Source organism: Desulfuromusa ferrireducens, assembly GCF_055389805.1.
The window spans coordinates 796,620-812,586 of record NZ_AP042415.1 but is presented as its reverse complement, the minus strand read 5'-3'; the positions used below and the strand labels follow the sequence as shown (position 1 = coordinate 812,586).

General features: G+C 53.6%; 19 protein-coding genes. All 19 read left to right on the top strand.

The window, feature by feature from the left end:
- Positions 1 to 16: 16 nt before the first annotated feature.
- The 19 genes from fliF (at position 17) to fliR (ending at position 15,858) form a co-directional block, all read left to right on the top strand.
- The gene (gene fliF / locus ACZ5PT_RS03610; RefSeq protein ID WP_464265441.1) at positions 17 to 1,612 is read left to right on the top strand and encodes a flagellar basal-body MS-ring/collar protein FliF; all 1,596 of its coding nucleotides are present in this window, start codon (positions 17 to 19) and stop codon (positions 1,610 to 1,612) included.
- A gap of 31 nt (positions 1,613 to 1,643) precedes the next feature.
- Positions 1,644 to 2,654: a flagellar motor switch protein FliG gene (gene fliG / locus ACZ5PT_RS03605; protein WP_464265440.1), complete on the top strand. Its 1,011-nt coding sequence runs from the start codon at positions 1,644 to 1,646 to the stop codon at positions 2,652 to 2,654.
- On the top strand, positions 2,641 to 3,303 hold the full coding sequence (locus ACZ5PT_RS03600; protein WP_464265439.1) for a FliH/SctL family protein: 663 nt from the start codon (positions 2,641 to 2,643) through the stop codon (positions 3,301 to 3,303). The genes fliG and ACZ5PT_RS03600 overlap by 14 nt, the downstream gene beginning before the upstream one ends.
- Complete coding sequence (locus ACZ5PT_RS03595; protein WP_464265438.1) at positions 3,303 to 4,625, top strand: FliI/YscN family ATPase; 1,323 nt, start codon at positions 3,303 to 3,305, stop codon at positions 4,623 to 4,625. Before ACZ5PT_RS03600 ends, ACZ5PT_RS03595 begins: the two co-directional genes overlap by 1 nt.
- A 51-nt stretch (positions 4,626 to 4,676) precedes the next feature.
- A complete protein-coding gene (gene fliJ / locus ACZ5PT_RS03590; RefSeq protein ID WP_464265437.1) occupies positions 4,677 to 5,117 on the top strand; it encodes a flagellar export protein FliJ in 441 nt (146 codons plus the stop codon).
- Positions 5,114 to 5,620 carry a MotE family protein gene (locus ACZ5PT_RS03585; protein WP_464265436.1) on the top strand — a complete coding sequence of 169 codons (507 nt, stop codon included), beginning with the start codon at positions 5,114 to 5,116 and terminating at the stop codon, positions 5,618 to 5,620. The genes fliJ and ACZ5PT_RS03585 overlap by 4 nt, the downstream gene beginning before the upstream one ends.
- Before the next feature lie 40 nt (positions 5,621 to 5,660).
- The gene (locus tag ACZ5PT_RS03580; RefSeq protein WP_464265435.1) at positions 5,661 to 7,289 is read left to right on the top strand and encodes a flagellar hook-length control protein FliK; all 1,629 of its coding nucleotides are present in this window, start codon (positions 5,661 to 5,663) and stop codon (positions 7,287 to 7,289) included.
- Positions 7,290 to 7,319: 30 nt separating this feature from the next.
- Positions 7,320 to 7,985 carry a flagellar hook assembly protein FlgD gene (locus tag ACZ5PT_RS03575; RefSeq protein WP_464265434.1) on the top strand — a complete coding sequence of 222 codons (666 nt, stop codon included), beginning with the start codon at positions 7,320 to 7,322 and terminating at the stop codon, positions 7,983 to 7,985.
- Positions 7,982 to 8,371: a TIGR02530 family flagellar biosynthesis protein gene (locus ACZ5PT_RS03570; protein WP_464265433.1), complete on the top strand. Its 390-nt coding sequence runs from the start codon at positions 7,982 to 7,984 to the stop codon at positions 8,369 to 8,371. The genes ACZ5PT_RS03575 and ACZ5PT_RS03570 overlap by 4 nt, the downstream gene beginning before the upstream one ends.
- A gap of 75 nt (positions 8,372 to 8,446) precedes the next feature.
- Complete coding sequence (locus ACZ5PT_RS03565) at positions 8,447 to 10,048, top strand: flagellar hook protein FlgE (RefSeq protein ID WP_464265432.1); 1,602 nt, start codon at positions 8,447 to 8,449, stop codon at positions 10,046 to 10,048.
- A 226-nt stretch (positions 10,049 to 10,274) separates the two neighbouring features.
- Positions 10,275 to 11,042: a motility protein A gene (locus ACZ5PT_RS03560; RefSeq protein WP_464265431.1), complete on the top strand. Its 768-nt coding sequence runs from the start codon at positions 10,275 to 10,277 to the stop codon at positions 11,040 to 11,042.
- Positions 11,043 to 11,051: 9 nt separating this feature from the next.
- Positions 11,052 to 11,783 carry a flagellar motor protein MotB gene (locus tag ACZ5PT_RS03555; RefSeq protein WP_464265430.1) on the top strand — a complete coding sequence of 244 codons (732 nt, stop codon included), beginning with the start codon at positions 11,052 to 11,054 and terminating at the stop codon, positions 11,781 to 11,783.
- A 56-nt stretch (positions 11,784 to 11,839) separates the two neighbouring features.
- Positions 11,840 to 12,331, top strand: a complete 492-nt coding sequence (locus tag ACZ5PT_RS03550) for a flagellar basal body-associated FliL family protein (RefSeq protein ID WP_464265429.1) — start codon at positions 11,840 to 11,842, stop codon at positions 12,329 to 12,331.
- An 11-nt stretch (positions 12,332 to 12,342) separates the two neighbouring features.
- On the top strand, positions 12,343 to 13,356 hold the full coding sequence (locus ACZ5PT_RS03545) for a flagellar motor switch protein FliM (RefSeq protein ID WP_464265428.1): 1,014 nt from the start codon (positions 12,343 to 12,345) through the stop codon (positions 13,354 to 13,356).
- A gap of 12 nt (positions 13,357 to 13,368) precedes the next feature.
- Positions 13,369 to 13,683: a flagellar motor switch protein FliN gene (gene fliN / locus ACZ5PT_RS03540; protein WP_464266704.1), complete on the top strand. Its 315-nt coding sequence runs from the start codon at positions 13,369 to 13,371 to the stop codon at positions 13,681 to 13,683.
- Entirely contained in the window at positions 13,680 to 14,060 is a 381-nt protein-coding gene (locus ACZ5PT_RS03535) for a FliO/MopB family protein (protein WP_464265427.1), read from the top strand. Before fliN ends, ACZ5PT_RS03535 begins: the two co-directional genes overlap by 4 nt.
- Positions 14,057 to 14,794 carry a flagellar type III secretion system pore protein FliP gene (gene fliP / locus ACZ5PT_RS03530; protein ID WP_464265426.1) on the top strand — a complete coding sequence of 246 codons (738 nt, stop codon included), beginning with the start codon at positions 14,057 to 14,059 and terminating at the stop codon, positions 14,792 to 14,794. The genes ACZ5PT_RS03535 and fliP overlap by 4 nt, the downstream gene beginning before the upstream one ends.
- A complete protein-coding gene (gene fliQ / locus ACZ5PT_RS03525; RefSeq protein WP_464265425.1) occupies positions 14,794 to 15,063 on the top strand; it encodes a flagellar biosynthesis protein FliQ in 270 nt (89 codons plus the stop codon). The genes fliP and fliQ overlap by 1 nt, the downstream gene beginning before the upstream one ends.
- A gap of 18 nt (positions 15,064 to 15,081) precedes the next feature.
- Positions 15,082 to 15,858, top strand: coding sequence for a flagellar biosynthetic protein FliR (gene fliR / locus ACZ5PT_RS03520; protein WP_464265424.1), 777 nt, complete (start codon positions 15,082 to 15,084; stop codon positions 15,856 to 15,858).
- The last annotated feature ends 109 nt before the right edge of the window (positions 15,859 to 15,967 follow it).

Genomic DNA, 15,967 nt, shown 5'->3' with positions numbered 1-15,967 from the left:
CCGGAGGATAATGTCGATGGCTGAAGAAGCATTGCAAAAAGTAACGCCCGAAAAGAAAACCATCCTTGACGTCCTCAAGGAGTGGTCATTGGCGCGCAAACTGAGCCTGATCGGCGTGACTCTGGTCAGCATTCTGCTGTTCTCGACCATTATCATGCAATCGCAGGTGGCAGATTACAGCCTGCTGTTCGCAAATATGCCGAGTCGCGACGCTTCTTCGGTGATTGAATGGTTAAAAGATCGCAAAATCCCTTACCGTCTGGAAGATGGTGGCAAGGATATCCTGATTCCTGCCGACAAGGTTTACGAAGCGCGCATCGAACTGGCCGGTTCCGGTTTGTCCGAGGGTGGTGTCGGCTTCGAAATCTTTGACAAACAGAGCTTCGGCATGACCGATTTCGCGCAGAAGGTTAATTATCGCCGCGCCCTGCAGGGTGAGTTGATGCGCACCATTACCTCTTTAGCTCCGGTCGAAGGTGCACGTATCCACCTGGCGCTGCCGGAAAAACGCCTGTTCCGCGAGCAGCAACAGCAGGCAACCGCCGCAGTCATCGTCAAGCTTTCTTCCGGACGTTCACTTAAAGAATCGCAACTGCAGGGAATTATCCATCTGGTTTCCGGGAGTGTCGAAGGTCTGGAAGCGGAAAATGTCACCGTTGTCGACTCCAGCGGCAAGGTTCTGTCCAAGAGTCGTTCCGACGAAGTTGCCGGGCCGATGACTCCCGGTATGCTCGGTTATCAGCATACGATGGAGCGTCGCCTGGAAACCCGTGCCCAATCGATGCTTGACCGTGCTCTCGGCGCTGGTAATTCACTGGTACGAGTCAACGCCGATGTTGACTTTGACCAGCGCGAGCGGGTTGAAGAAGCGATCGATCCGAACGGTGCCGTGGTTGTCAGCGAGCATGTCAGTACCGAAAAAGGCAGCGCCGAACTTGCCGGTGGTGTCCCCGGTGTGGTTTCCAATCTGCAAGCGAATGGGGCTGGTGTCACCGTGACGTCCACACCTTCAAGTCGTACTGAAGAGGTGGTCAACTACGAAATGAGCAAGATCGTCAGCAAAACCGTGCAATCGGTGGGAACCATCAAATCGTTGTCGGTTTCCGTGCTGGTGGCTGACAAATTGGCGCCGGGAGCTGAAGGTGCCGAACCGACCCCCGATCCCCGCAGTGCCGAAGAAATCAAAGAAATCGAGAAAATGGTGCGCACTGCTCTTGGCATCAACGACACCCGCGGCGACCTGATTTCCGTTGTCTCGATGCCGTTTGAAAGTGGCTTTGATACGGAACCGATGCCGCAACCATCCCTGATCGAAAAGATCTATCCTTTTATGCCGCTGATCAAGTATGCCCTGCTCGGGATTGCCGGGTTGATGGCCTACCTGCTCTTTTTGCGGCCGTTACTGGGAGCCTTGCGCGGTGCCTCTGAAATGACTGCACCGATGAAAACCGTTGAAGAACTTGAGGCCGAACTGCAGGCTGAAAGTGGGACCCCGCTGCTCGGTGGGCCCAGTGATCCATTGGCACAGATCCGCCAGGAAGTTCTCGGCGGCGACATGATGCCGGTCCAAGTGGTTAAAAATTGGCTGCGCGAAGAACCGGCTGAATCCTGATATCCCTGACTTATTTGTGCTGGAGTAATTTGTGTTAAAGGCGAAACATTTACAAGGAGCAAAAAAAGCAGCCTTGCTGCTGCTCTGCCTGGGAGAGGAAGCCACGGCAAAAATTTTCGAGGCCTTGGATGACGGCGAGGTGCGCGAAATCAGCCGTTGCATGATGGAAATCGACCACGTCGATCCCGCTATCGCCCGCGAAGTACTGGAAGAATTCAAGCAGTCGCGCAACAGCGATGTCGGGGTTTATATCCGTGGTGAGGAATTTGCCAAGCACGCGATTTTGGGTGGATCGGACAATGAGCGGGCTCATTATCTGCTCGACCAGGTTTCCGCCGGGATCGAGGGGCGACCGCTGGAAACGATTTCGAAGATGCATCCGCGGATGGTGGCCGGACTGCTGGAGAATGAACATCCACAGACAGTCGCGCTGATTCTTTCGACGCAAAAAGAAGAACACACCAGCCGGATATTGGCTGAACTCCCCGACGATTCCCGTGGTGAAATTATGTACCGCATCGCCAAGTTGGATAATGTTTCCCCCGAAGTCATCAACCAGATTGAAGATGCCCTGCAGCGCGAAGTTGGTGTTGTCGTCGGCCGTGATAGCAAACAGGTTGGTGGCCTGGAGAAGGTTGTGGAAATCCTCGGCAAGATGGACAAGGGTGCCGACCAGGTGATCCTCACCAGCATCGAAGCCGTCGACCCCGATATGGCCGAAGATATCCGCCGCATGATGTTCACCTTTGAGGATATGGCGCTGATTGATCAGCGCGGTATGCAGGCGATCTTGCGTGAGGTCAGCACCGATATGCTGACCCTGGCGTTGAAGACCGCTTCCGATACCATCAAGGAAAAGATTTTTGCCAATATCTCGCAGCGGGCCGCCGACATGATCATCGAAGATCTGGAAGCGATGGGGCCGCGCAAACTGTCTGAAGTTGAAGCGATGCAGATGGAAGTGGTTAAGGTCGCCCTCAAACTTGAGGAAGATGGCAGTGTGGTGATTCCAGGACGCGGAGGTGGCGATGAGCTTGTCTAAGGTGCATCGCGGCGCGGAAGTCGGCGATCTGAAAGAATTCCAGTTCCATTCATTTGGTGACCCTCAGCCGCAGTCTCCTCTGGAGGGAGACAATTTCACAGCGTCGAAGGCTGCCGTGGCGGCGCCGCCGACCCCAGCAGCAGTGCCGATGGCCAAACAGCTGGAAGAGGCTTTTTCACGAGGGCGGCAAGAGGGTCTGACGTCGGCTGAACAACGCCTTGAATCAACCACCCGGGCCCTGACTCAGGCGCTGGAGGATGTCAGCCGGGTGCGCGCTTCTTTGGCTCAGGCCGGCAGCCAGGACATGTTGCGCTTGGTAATGGCGGTCGCTGAGCAGGTTATCCTGTGTACCGTCAAGGCCGATCCTGCGGTGGTTTCGGCAATTATCGAAAATGCCCTGAAGGCTTCAGTCCGCGCCGACAGTTACCGGATCTGCATCAATCCCGACGATTTAGAGGCGGTTACCAAGCAGAAACCGCTCTTTCTGGCCAGCATCAGTGGTATGAAAAATCTTAGCTTCGAGGCCGACTCAAATATCTCTCAGGGCGGTTGTCGGGTCGATTCGGAATTGGGTGATGTCGATGCCACCATCGAAACCCAGCTGGAGAGCATCCGTAGTGCTCTTAGCGTAGCGATAGAAGAAGGCTGATGCAGGATCTGGTTGCACGCATCCAGGCGGTTAACCCGCTTAAGGTCAGTGGCAAGGTGACCCAGATTGTCGGTCTGGTGGTCGAAGGCTATTGTCCGTCGGCGACCGTCGGGACGCTCTGTCAGCTAACTCCCCTCGGTGGCGGTGCGCCGGTTCCGGCCGAAGTGGTCGGTTTCAAAAATTCCCGTGCTTTATTGATGCCGCTTGGTGAATTGCGCGGTTTGGGTCCTGGCAGTTTAATCGAGGTGTTGCGTGATAGTGCTGCTCTGCCGGTCGGTGACCACCTTCTTGGTCGGGTTATCGATGCCCTCGGTCAGCCATTGGATGAGCGGCCGCTGGCTGCTTGCGAACTGGAGTACCCGCTTTACGCTTTGCCCGCCAGCCCGATGTCGCGTAATCCGATTGTGCAGCCCCTCGATCTGGGGGTGCGGGCGATCAACAGCCTGCTGACCTGTGGTAGCGGGCAGCGGATGGGGATTATGGCTGGGTCCGGGGTCGGCAAAAGTGTTCTGCTCGGCATGATGGCCAAACACACCCGGGCCGATGTCAACGTCATCGCGCTGATTGGCGAGCGAGGCCGGGAAGTGCGTGAATTTATCGAACGCGATCTGGGTCCGGAAGGGCTAGCTCGATCGGTGGTTGTTACCGCCACCTCCGATGTTTCGCCACTGTTACGGATGCGTGGCGCCTTTGTCGCCACCACGATTGCCGAATATTTCTGCGCCCAGGGTAAAAACGTGCTGCTGATGATGGATTCAGCGACCCGTTTTGCCATGGCGATGCGCGAGGTCGGGTTGGCCATCGGCGAACCGCCAACAACCAAAGGCTATACCCCTTCGGTGTTCGCGACCCTGCCGAAACTTCTCGAACGGGCCGGTAGTTTTAAGGGCAAAGGCAGCATTACCGGACTTTACACGGTGCTGGTCGAAGGGGATGACATGAACGAGCCGATTGCCGATGCGGTGCGCTCGATTCTCGATGGGCACATTGTCCTCTCGCGTGATCTGGCGGCGCGTAATCATTTTCCGGCTATCGACATCCTCGGTTCCACCAGTCGGGTCATGCGCGACATCGTCAGCCCCGAGCATATGCAACTGGCTGGAACGGTCCGTGAGGTTCTGGCGACGCACAAAGAGGCCGAGGATCTGATCAATATTGGTGCCTATGTCGAAGGGAGCAACGGCAAGATCGATTATGCCATTTCACGCATCGAGGCGATTACCGAATTTTTGCGCCAAGGGATGAATGATGCGGTTGATCTCGACACCACCCTGCAAGAGATGGCGGTCTTAGCCCAGGACCGGCGCCAGGAACCGAGGTAACTATGCAAATAATTGCACTCTTGATTCACTATTTTCCTACGGCTGCAGACCATGGCTAAAAAATTCAAACTGCAGTCGGTGTTGAACTATCGCCAGATTATCGAGGACCAGACGCAACAGGTTTTAACTTTAAGCCTCCAGCGCAAGATCGAATTGGATGTCGAACTGCAGGGCCAGTTGGACGCTATGCAGCGCTACGATGCCGATTTGCAACAACGCCAGCAGGAAGGGTTGACGGTGGCTGAAATGAACCTGTTTGAAACGCAGATTCAGCATGGCCGCCGGGTCATTTCCCAGCTGCAGCAGGAACTGGATCGCCTGGAACGACAGATTGTCGGCGAGCGCGAAGAACTGCTCAGCGCAGCACGTGATCGGCAGGTGATGGAAAAGTTAAAAGACAAGCAGGAGGCTGAATGCCGCAACGAATTAAACCGCAAAGAGCGGGAAACTCTGGACGAAATCAGCCTTCGCTGCAAAGGGGATAGTTCATGAAAGGTCGCGCGCTCCTTACTGTTCTGGCCCTGTTGTTACTGGTATTTCCGGCCTCTGCACAGAGCTTGATTGATGACCAGCAGATCGACTCGGTGGAAGAACGGCGTATCTTGGTTTCGATCGAGAGTGAATACGAAAAACTGGCCGAGCGCGAGTCTGATCTCGATAGTCGCGAATTGCAGCTAAAGTCCCTCGAAGTTGAGGTCGATAAGAAACTCGCGGCGATGCAAGAGCTCAGAGAAGAACTGGTCAAGCTGCTTAATCGCAAGAAGGAAAAAGAAGGCCTGCGGGTTGGTGAGCTAAGTAAGATTTATGAAAAGATGGATCCGAATAAAGCAGCCAGTTTGATCAAGCAACTCGACCAGCAACTGGCGGTTGAATTACTGATCGGCATCAAGAAAAAGACCGCCGGTCAGATACTTGACAGCCTCGACGCAAAAACCGCAACCGCACTGAGTAAGGCTTTTACCGAAATACCGGTGAATGATAAATCGGGCTACTAAGCCCGGAGCAACACAAACCAAACGGAAGGAGGTGAAACAGATGCAAGCATTGTCCATGATCGACATGGGTGCCAAGGCACCCGAAACGGTTAGTCCGGTCAAGTCGGCAGAGCCGAAAAAGCAGGATTTCGGCAAAGTGCTTGGTGCTCAGAATCGTCAAGAAAAGCAAGCGGATGTGAGCGAGTCAAAAACCAAGCAACAACCGGCTGAAAAAGTGGCTGTTGCCAAGCAAAACAAGCCCGAAGAACGACCAGTGCAAAAGCAGCAGACGGATAAGGCGATCGCCGAAGAAACAACTTCGACCCAGGCTGAAGCGAGTGTGAAGGCGGAGCCGACGGTTAAAGCGGATGCGACTGTCAAGGCGGAGCCGAAAGTTCAGCATGCCGTTGTCGACCTGCTCAAAGCGATCACCAATGGTGACCTGTTGGAGAGTGGCGAAGAGGCCGGCTCGATGGAAGAACTGCTGACCCAACTAGTGCAGCAACTTGAGAGCACCGAACTCAAAGGGGAGCAGGTTCTGACTGGTATCGATCTGTCAGGATTGGTTGAGCAGCTACAAGTCGTCAGCGAAGAAGGTGGCGAGGAGCAATTGACGCTACTGATTTCTCAGTTAGAAGAACAGCTGGCGATTGCCGGTGGGTTGATGGAAAACGCTGAACTGGCTGCAAACATGCTACCAGTGGCCGATCAACAGGCTGCTGCACCGATTTTGGTGGGGAACCTGGCGCAGGCTCGGCAGATTCTGCAGAAGGCGCTCGATTCCGTGACCACGCAAAAGGCTCCATCAGCAGTGACTGAAGGAAGTGTTGTCGCCGAAGAGAACGTTGTGGCAGAAAGCAAAGTGAGCGGTCAGGAACTGTTGTTGGGCAAAGAAACTGCCGAGGAGATCGATCCACGTTTTGCCGGATTGCTCAAGCCGCGCAGCCAAAACAACACCGCCCCGCAGCAATCCTTACGTGCGCAGGTGCAGGGCAACAACGCCAACTCGAACCCAGCCCAGTTGAATCCGACTGAAGCGGCACCTGTGGTGGCCGAGGCAACACCGGAACAGACTGATGCTGGAAAATTCGCCGAACTGCTGAGCAGCAATCCGAAGCAGGCGATGGATAACCTGGCTCAGCAAGTTCAGGGACAGGTTCAGCCAAACGCAACAGCTCAGACTCAGGGCATGGCCGGTAAACTGATGCCGGAAACCCCGATGGTGCAATTACCCAGCGGACAGCAGGTGGCCGAAAGTCAGATTTTTGACCAGGTGGTCGCGCGTTTCTCTGGTGGCTTTAACGGTGCTTCTGGAAAGATGGTTCTGCGCATGCAGCCGGCGGAACTCGGTTCCTTGCGGATTGAGCTGGCGGTAGAAGGTGATCGTATTACGGCTAATATCCAGGCCCAGAGTCAGCAGGTCCAGGAAGTGCTGGAGCGGAATCTTCCGCAACTGCGTAATGCTCTGGCCGAACAAGGACTGAAAATCGATCAGTTCAAGGTTGATGTTAACCAGGAGCAGGGTCAGCAGAATCAATTTGATCAGTTCGCTCAGCAACAACAACAGCGACAGCAGCAAGATTCGCATGCGCAATCGCGCTGGCAACAGAATTCGGCTGCCGAAGAACAGATCATTCCTTTAGCCCACCTGATGCAGAACGGTGGCGGAGGCATCAGTCTCCACGTGTAACCAAAAAATTAGAGAAAGGAGATCAGATAGATGTCAGCAATTAGTGGAATTGATACTGGTAACACGGCCCCCGCGACCTCAACGCAGGCCAAAGATGTTTCCATGGGTAAAGAAGACTTTCTCACCTTGTTGGTTGCTCAACTGGAAAATCAAGACCCGATGAACCCGGCGGATGCAACTGAGTTTACTGCCCAGCTAGCTCAGTTCAGCCAGCTTGAGCAGCTGGCTAATATGAATGAAAGTCTGCAGGGGCTCAACACGATGAGCAATGAGATGGAACGGATGTCGGCGCTCTCCCTGATCGGGACGGTGGTGATTGCCCAGACCGAGGAGTTTAGCTTTAGTGGCGAGGCCATGGAGCTCGGCTATGATCTTGAAATGCCGGCCGATGACGTCAAGTTGTATGTTCTCAGTCAAACCGGCGCGACGGTGGCGACTCTAAGTGCCCCTGATGGCTCTCCCGGTCAGCATTTTATCGAGTGGGACGGCACCGATGATGCCGGAATGCCGCTGGAACGCGGCGATTATGAACTGGTGATTCGCGCTGTTGATGCGGATGAAAGGGTTGTCGATTCGGCAAGTTTAATCAAGGGGCTCGTCTACGGGGTTGATTTGGACCCTTCCGGTTCGTTACTGGAAACCAGTTCCGGCCCTGTCAAAATGAGCAAGGTGGAAAAAGCGGGTGTGCCGCTATGAGCGACCCGATTACTATCATTCCGCAACCAATAACCCCATCTGGGCCAAAAGGGGGCACCCGGAATAAACAGCAAATCCCGGCCAACGGTGTTGGTAGCTTTGATCAATTGCTGCGTAAGCAAATTAATCAAGACGGGGTAAAGTTCTCCAAGCACGCGGTCGATAGGATGAATAGCCGGGGGATTCAGTTCAGCCCCAACCAGATGCAGCGGCTGGAAACTGCCGTCTCGCAAGTGGAGGCCAAGGGTGGCAAAGAGTCCCTGGTCATGCTTGATGACACGGCTCTGGTAGTGAGTGTCAAAAATGATACCGTCGTGACCGTTGTCGATAAACAGCAGTTGAAGAACAACGTCTTCACCAATATTGACAGCGCCGTTATCGCTTAACCGAACCGGTCCTCTTCGAGGAGGTTCACGAGCTGCCGACTGATTGACGCGGCTCAAACCTAAAGGAGTGACAAAATGGGTATTTCCAGTTCTTTGTACAGTGGTGTCAGTGGTCTGACCGCCAACGGTAACGCCATGAGTGTTATCGGTAACAATATTGCCAACGCCAACACCGTTGGTTTTAAAGCAAGTCGCACCGTTTTTGGCGACCTGCTTTCCAGCTCGATTTCTGGATCCGGCGGGAGCTCTCAGGTTGGCCGCGGTGTCGGCCTGTCGGTGGTGGACAATATTTTCAGTCAGGGAACCTTTGAGAATACCGAAACCAATACCGACCTCGCCGTCGAAGGTTCCGGTTTCTTTATCGTCAGTGACCCGTCAACCGGCAATGCATCCAATAACTTCACCCGTGCCGGGGCCTTTCGTTTTGACGCTGAAGGTTTTCTGGTCAACCCTGAGGGCTTTAACCTCATGGGCTATGCGTTGGATGATAACGGGAATACGGTTGGGGATTTGACGCCAATTTTTGCCAACACCCAGTCTTTTACCCCGGCACAACCGACCTCCAGCCTTAATCTGAATACCAATATTGATTCTGATTCGGTGACAATCAGTGTCGCCGACACCGCGACCAGTGCGACGGCCCTGGATAATGCAGTTATTACTGCCGGTGGAGCAACACATCCTGCGTACACCAATCTGGCTGCCGATCCGACCAATGGTCTGCTACAGGATGCTGCTCTGCTTCAGGCTATCAGCGATGAGAATGATGCAAACTCAGTTCTGTCCGGTGCGCCGGGCGATGTGGACGCCTTAGCGACGATTGCGGCAGTTGCCGATCTGCGCGCTGCCATTACCGGAGCCTTTGATATCAATGATCCGTCCGGGACGTCGAGCTACGCGACCTCAATCCAGGTTTTCGACAGCCTTGGCAGTACCCACCTGATGACCACCTATTTTACCAAGACCTCGGATCAAAACTGGGATTGGAACACCGTGGTCGATGGCGGTGAGGTGACCGGTGGAGCATCTGGCGAGCTGGAAATTGTTGGCTCGGGTGTCCTTGAGTTTGACTCCAGTGGTGATTTGATCAGGATTGGCCAGGAGGATAGTGCTGGCACGCTATCGCTTCAGGATCTCTATACGGTTGCCGGTGATACCAGCAGCGATCCGACCTTTCCGCGACCAACTGCGTCGACAAGGGATGGTGCTCTGACTTGGAATAACGGCTCAGTTCAGACCCAGCAGGTCGCTATCGACATGCAGACGACCCAATATGCCAGTCCCTCGGTGGTTGTTTCGCAGGAGCAGGATGGTTTTGGCACCGGTACTTTGGTTAAATTGAGTGTAGATGAATCTGGAAATGTTATTGGTAACTTTTCCAACGGAACACCACGCAATTTAATGCGTTTGGCCTTGGCTAAGTTTACCAACGCAAATGCCCTGACTAAAATCGGCAGTAACATGTATTCTCAGAGTGGTGGTTCCGGTGTCCCGGTTGTTGGTACGGTTGGCTCTGGTGTCGGCAATATTTTCACCAACGCTCTGGAATTATCCAATGTCGACCTGGCCCAAGAGTTCGTCAAAATGATCACCACCCAGCGCGGCTTTTCGGCCAACTCGAAAACCATCACCACCACCGACGAAATGTTGGCTGAAATTATCAACCTGAAACGCTAATCGCTCGTGGTCAAAATCATGACAAAAAGATCTGCCGCCCCTGTTTGGGGGCGGCATTTTTTTTGAGACTGGTCTTTCGCGCCCTTTTTGTGTTTCTAACATGCTGAAAGATATAGCTAAAAAAATAAAATTTGGCGGAGCCTGGGCTGGCTTGAAAATTGCTTACTCGTTAGGTGGTGCTAAGTTTTAGCCGTGATTCTATTCACGAGAATATAGAGGGTGACACATGGATTTAGCGACAATAGTCGGCTTGGTTGCAGCTTTTGGCCTGATGATCAGTGCGATCTTGCAGGGGGGATCACTGCTGATCTTTATCGATGTCCCGTCGATGATTATCGTTATCGGCGGTACTATCGGTACGTCGCTGGTCAACTTTCCTTTCGGTGATATCATTAGCGCTTTTAAGGTCGCACGCCATGCCTTTTTTCACAAATCAGTCTCTCCGGTCGATACCATCGGCAAGTTGATCAATTATGCCGGCAAGGCGCGTAAGGAAGGGATTCTTTCGCTGCAGTCGGTGATGGGCGAGATTGATGATGATTTTTTCCTCAAAGGTTTGCAGATGGCGGTGGATGGACAAGAGCCGGATGCTTTGAAGGAGATGCTGGAAAAAGAGATTGAATATGTCATGGAGCGGCACGAGAAGGGCGCCGATATCTTTATGACCTTTGCTGCGATTTCTCCGGCGATGGGAATGATCGGGACCCTGATCGGCCTAGTGCAGATGCTGCAGAACATGAGTGATCCTTCTTCGATCGGACCGGCGATGGCGGTTGCTTTGTTGACCACTTTCTACGGCGCAGTCATTGCCAACATTGTGGCAACGCCGATGGCAGGAAAGTTGAAATTGCGTTCGGCCAGTGAGGTGTTGAATAAAACCCTGGTCACCGAAGGAATGAAATCGATCCTCGAAGGGGAAAACCCACGGTTGATGGAACAGCGGCTGCATGCCTTTGTCGCCCCTGTCGATCGTGAAAGCAACTTTGGGAAGTAGAGACGACTGATGGCGAGAAAAGCGAAAAAGAAACCGCCCGGCGCCCCGATGTGGATTGTCACCTATTCTGATATGGTGACCCTGCTGCTGACCTTTTTCGTGCTGATGTTGTCGATGGCCAATATGGATCAGGTTAAGTTTAAGAAGGCCGCCGATTCCTTGGCCGGTGCTTTCGGCGTGATGGGCAGCAGCGACAAGACCGAGGTGACAACGCCCAAGGTGGTTTCTTTCACCCCGGTTAATGATGATTTTACCTCGCAGGTTTACCGACGTTTGAAGACCAAACTGCGGGAACTGAAACTGAACAAGAAGATTAAACTGGTCAAGGATCGGGGGGCGGTGGTCCTGCGGATTGATGAGTCGATCCTGTTTACCTCTGGGCAAAAAACATTGCATCCGGAAGCCTACCCGGTGTTACGCAAGGTAGCGGAGCTGGTTCGGCCCTTGCCGCTGAAACTGAAGGTTGAAGGGCATACCGATAATCGTGGTGATGAACTGGCCAATTGGGACCTGTCGGTCGGCCGCGCGGTTTCGGTGTTACGCTTCCTGGCCAGCAATCAACTGGTGCCTTTAAATCGCCTGGCCGCGACCGGTTATGGTTCGCAGAAACCGCTGTTCCCGAACAACAGTGTGCGGGAGCAGGCACTGAACCGCCGGGTAGAATTTGTCCTCGAAAGTCAGGGTGACCCGGATCAGGACCTGCCCTACTTGATCGATGCACGGGAACAAGCTCCGTTCTAGTTATAAATTGCTGCTGGCGTGATTTTGACGCTGTAGATGTAAGGGAAGGATGAATCATGGCCAAAAAAGATGCTGCGGAACAGCCGAAAGGTGGCGGCTCCAAAAAAATGTTGATCATCATTGTCGCGGCAGTGGTGCTGCTGATTGGTATCGGTGCCGGTGTCTTCATGTTCATGGGGGGTGAGGAGGAAGAGAAACTCACCCCGGAACAGGAGCAGGCGGAATTGGAGAAACAGGCCACGCGGGTCGGCCCGATGGTCAACTTCGACCCATTCATTGTCAATATCATCGATGATGAGCAGAGCCGTTACTTAAAGGCTGCCATCACCATGGAAGTGAATACGCCAGAAACGGTGATGGAGCTCAATGAGCGGATGGCACAGGTTAAGGATTCCATCCTGCTGCTGGTCGGCAACAAGACCTTCGGTGAACTGCAGGATATGCAGGGGAAAATCCAATTGCGCGCCGAACTGCTCAACCGGATCAACAGTATTCTGGTAAATGGCAAGGTCAAGCGGATCTATTTCACCGATTTCGTCGTCCAATAGGGGCAGCTTACGTGGAAAAGATACTCAGTAAAGAAGAAATCTCCGACCTGCTGTCAGCGGTACACCACGGTGATATCGCCGTCGATCAGGTCGCGGCAGAGCCGGGTAGACCAGCTGCTGCTCCAGCTGCTGCACGGGATGTTAAGGCCGAGGCCTGCAACCTGTTCAGCGCCGCCGGGCCGGAAGGTTGGAAGCTGCCGAACTTCGACATGGTTCTCGATAGTTTTGCACATAACTACGCGATGTCGCTGTCGACCCGCTTTCAGCGTTCGGTCAGCATCAAGCTGGATGCGATGGAGTCGATGAGTTTCGACGGTTTGTTGCAACGCTTATCCGGCCGCGGGGCGATCGGCATCCTGCAGATTGAACCGCTCAGTGGCGGTGGGCTGGTGATTTTTGACGAGCAGCTCTCATTTTCGCTCGTCGAGATCGTGCTTGGCGGTTCCTCCGAAAGCGAGATCGCCGCGCCCAATCGGGCGATGAGTGCTATCGAGCTGAATGTTATCCGCGACGTCATCGATTCGACCTGCATCGATTTGAACAAGGGCTTTCTGCAACTGCAGGAAGTTAAATCCTCACTGGTCAAGGTGGTCAGTAACCTGCGTCTGCTCAACTTTGTGTTGCCGGATGCCGGAGTTGTCGCAGCCCGTTTCCGGGTGACCATCGACAGCCTTGAGGGGGATATTACGCTGGCTCTTCCACATTCCGCACTCGAGCCATTACAGAGGCAACAGCAGAACAAGGCCATTCCGTCGAGCGCGGTGCAGAACAGCAAGTGGCGCAAGGTTGTTTGTGATGAGCTCGATCACATGGATGTGGAAATTGAAGCGATGCTCTCAACCCTTACGCTGCGGGTTCGCGACATCCTCAATTTTCAGGTCGGTGATGTTATCGAACTTGGTTGCAATCCTGATACGCCTCTAAAGGTGTTGATTGAGGGGCGCCCAAAGTTTTACGCCATGGCTGGGGTTCAGGGCGGAAAAAAAGCAATACAGATTATGGGACGCGTTCCCAATGGAGGATAGTAAATGAATGACATGAATAAGGACAGTGGACAGCAACTGCCTGATGGTGGGAAAAGTGATCTTGACGGGCGTGGTATCGACCTGCTGCTTGATATTCCGCTGCAGGTTTCGGTAGAAGTCGGCCGGTCAAAAATTCTCGTTCGCGATCTGCTGCAGATGCAGGAAGGAACCTTGATCGAGCTCGACAAACTGGCCGGAGAACCGCTCGATCTCTACGTTAATGGCCGGTTGATCGCCCGTGGTGAAGCGGTGGTGGTCAACGATAAGTTTGGTCTTCGTTTGACCGATGTTGTTAGTCCCTCAGAGCGGATTGAAAACCTCGGATGAAAACGCGTCTTTTAAGCATTATTCTGCTGTTATCGCCTTCTTTGGCGCTGGCGGCGGATATGGCCGATGATGCCAGCATGCTGGGTCCGGCGTTGAAAATGATCGCCGCGCTGGCGGTGATTGTCGGTCTGCTGTTACTTTTCTATGCCGCCAGTCGCAAAGGTTTCGGTTTTTTGCCCAAGCCGCGTGATGGGGCGATCAAGATCATCGAAACCAAGTCGCTAGGCGGTAAGAAATTCCTCTGCCTGGTTTCGGTGCGGGGCGAAGACATGTTGTTGGGACTGAGCAATGAGCGGATCGAATGTTTGAGCAAGCTGCCGCCGCGCAGTGATTTTTCCAGTGCCCTGCAGGAAGAGCTGGAGGGTGACGCATCGTGAAACTGAAAATCGCTCTTTTCCTCCTGCTGCTGCTGCTGCCGGTGGCCGCCTTTGCTGCCGGGCTGCCGACCATTACCCTCGGTATCGGCGAAGCGACCGAACCGGGTGAAGTCTCCACCGCTCTGCAGGCGTTGATTGTTCTGACGATCCTCTCGGTGGCGCCAGCAATCCTGTTGATGACCACCGGTTTTACCCGTATTGTCATCGTTTTGTCTTTTGTCCGGCAGGCGATGGGCACCCAGCAGGCGCCGTCGAACCAAATCGTTATCGGTCTGGCCCTGTTCCTGACCTTTTTCGTCATGGCCCCGGTTTTCGAACGGATCAATGATAACGCCGTGCAGCCTTACCTGGCCCAACAGATCAACCAGGAACAGGCCCTGCAAGAGGCGCTGACGCCAATGCGCGATTTCATGTTTTCCCAGGTCGGTGAAAAAGACCTGCAGCTGTTGGTCGATATCTCCCAGGCCCCGCAGCCGGAAAACCAGGACGATATTTCGATGTTAACCCTGATCCCGGCCTTTATGCTTTCCGAACTCAAGCGCGCCTTTCAGATGGGGTTTTTGCTGTTCGTGCCTTTTTTGATGATTGATATGATCGTCGCCTCAATTCTGATGGCGATGGGCATGATGATGCTGCCGCCGATTATTGTCTCATTGCCCTTCAAAATTCTATTGTTCGTGCTGGTTGACGGCTGGACGCTGGTGATCGGTTCACTGGTGCAGAGTTTTGGCTGATGACTCCTGAATTTGTCATAGATATCGGTCGCCAGGCGATTGAAACGACACTGATGGTGGCTGCTCCGATGCTGATTGTTGCGCTGGTCGTCGGCCTGATCATCAGCATTTTTCAGGCAGCCACCCAGATCAACGAACAGACCATGACCTTTATTCCGAAGATCGTTGGGGTTTTTGTTACCCTGCTGATCTTTGCTCCCTGGATGATGCAAAAACTCACCGCCTTTTTAATCATGATTTTCAACCAATTGCCAAATGTTGGCCAGTAAGCAGCGCGGGGAACGGTGATGGATTTACCCGAATTCACCTTACCGTTGATTCAGGGCTTTCTGATCTGTCTGGCGCGGGTCGGTTCGATGATCGGTTCGATACCGGTTTTTAGCGGTGGTCAGATTCCATCGCAGATGCGGATCGGTATTGTCGTGCTTTTTACCCTGCTGATCTATCCGGTGGTCTCAGTCTTTATCCCTGATCAGAGCTTTGGTGCGATCGAGTTGGCATTGCTGCTGGCCCAGGAAACCATTCTCGGATTGATGGTCGGATTTCTGGCCCAATTGGTGTTCATGTCCGCCGAATTTGCCGGATCCTTGATCGGTTACCAGATGGGCTTCGCCGCCGCCAACGTGTTTGACCCAACCACCCAGCGGCAGGTCGCTCTAATCTCACAGTTTCAGGGCATCTTTGCCATTTTGCTGTTTCTCGCCCTCGATGTTCATCACCTGTTTTTCCGCGCTATCGTTGCTTCCTTTGAGATGTTGCCCCCGGGGAGCCTCAATCTGGCTGGCGGCGCAATCCCGATGATCATGGAGGTGGCCAACCATTCCCTGGTGCTCAGTATCCAGATGGTTGCTCCGGTCATCGCTCTGCTGATGATGGCCAATCTGACCCTCGGCATCATGGCCCGGGTTTTTCCGCAGCTCAATGTCTTCATGCTCTCCTTCCCGATCAATATCGGTGTCTCCTTTATTATCATGGGTGCGACCATCGGTATCTTCGCCACAATGCTCAGTAAAGAATTTTCTGAACTTGCGGATCGATTTTTGCAACTCTTCAGTTTGCTCTAATTTTTCTCACCAATAACTGCCAAAATTCCGCCACCGTTTTGCTGACTTGAAACCTCAGGTCGCTGGTTCACGGTTGCTGGAAACGCAGCAGATAGCTGTTTAACGGCTG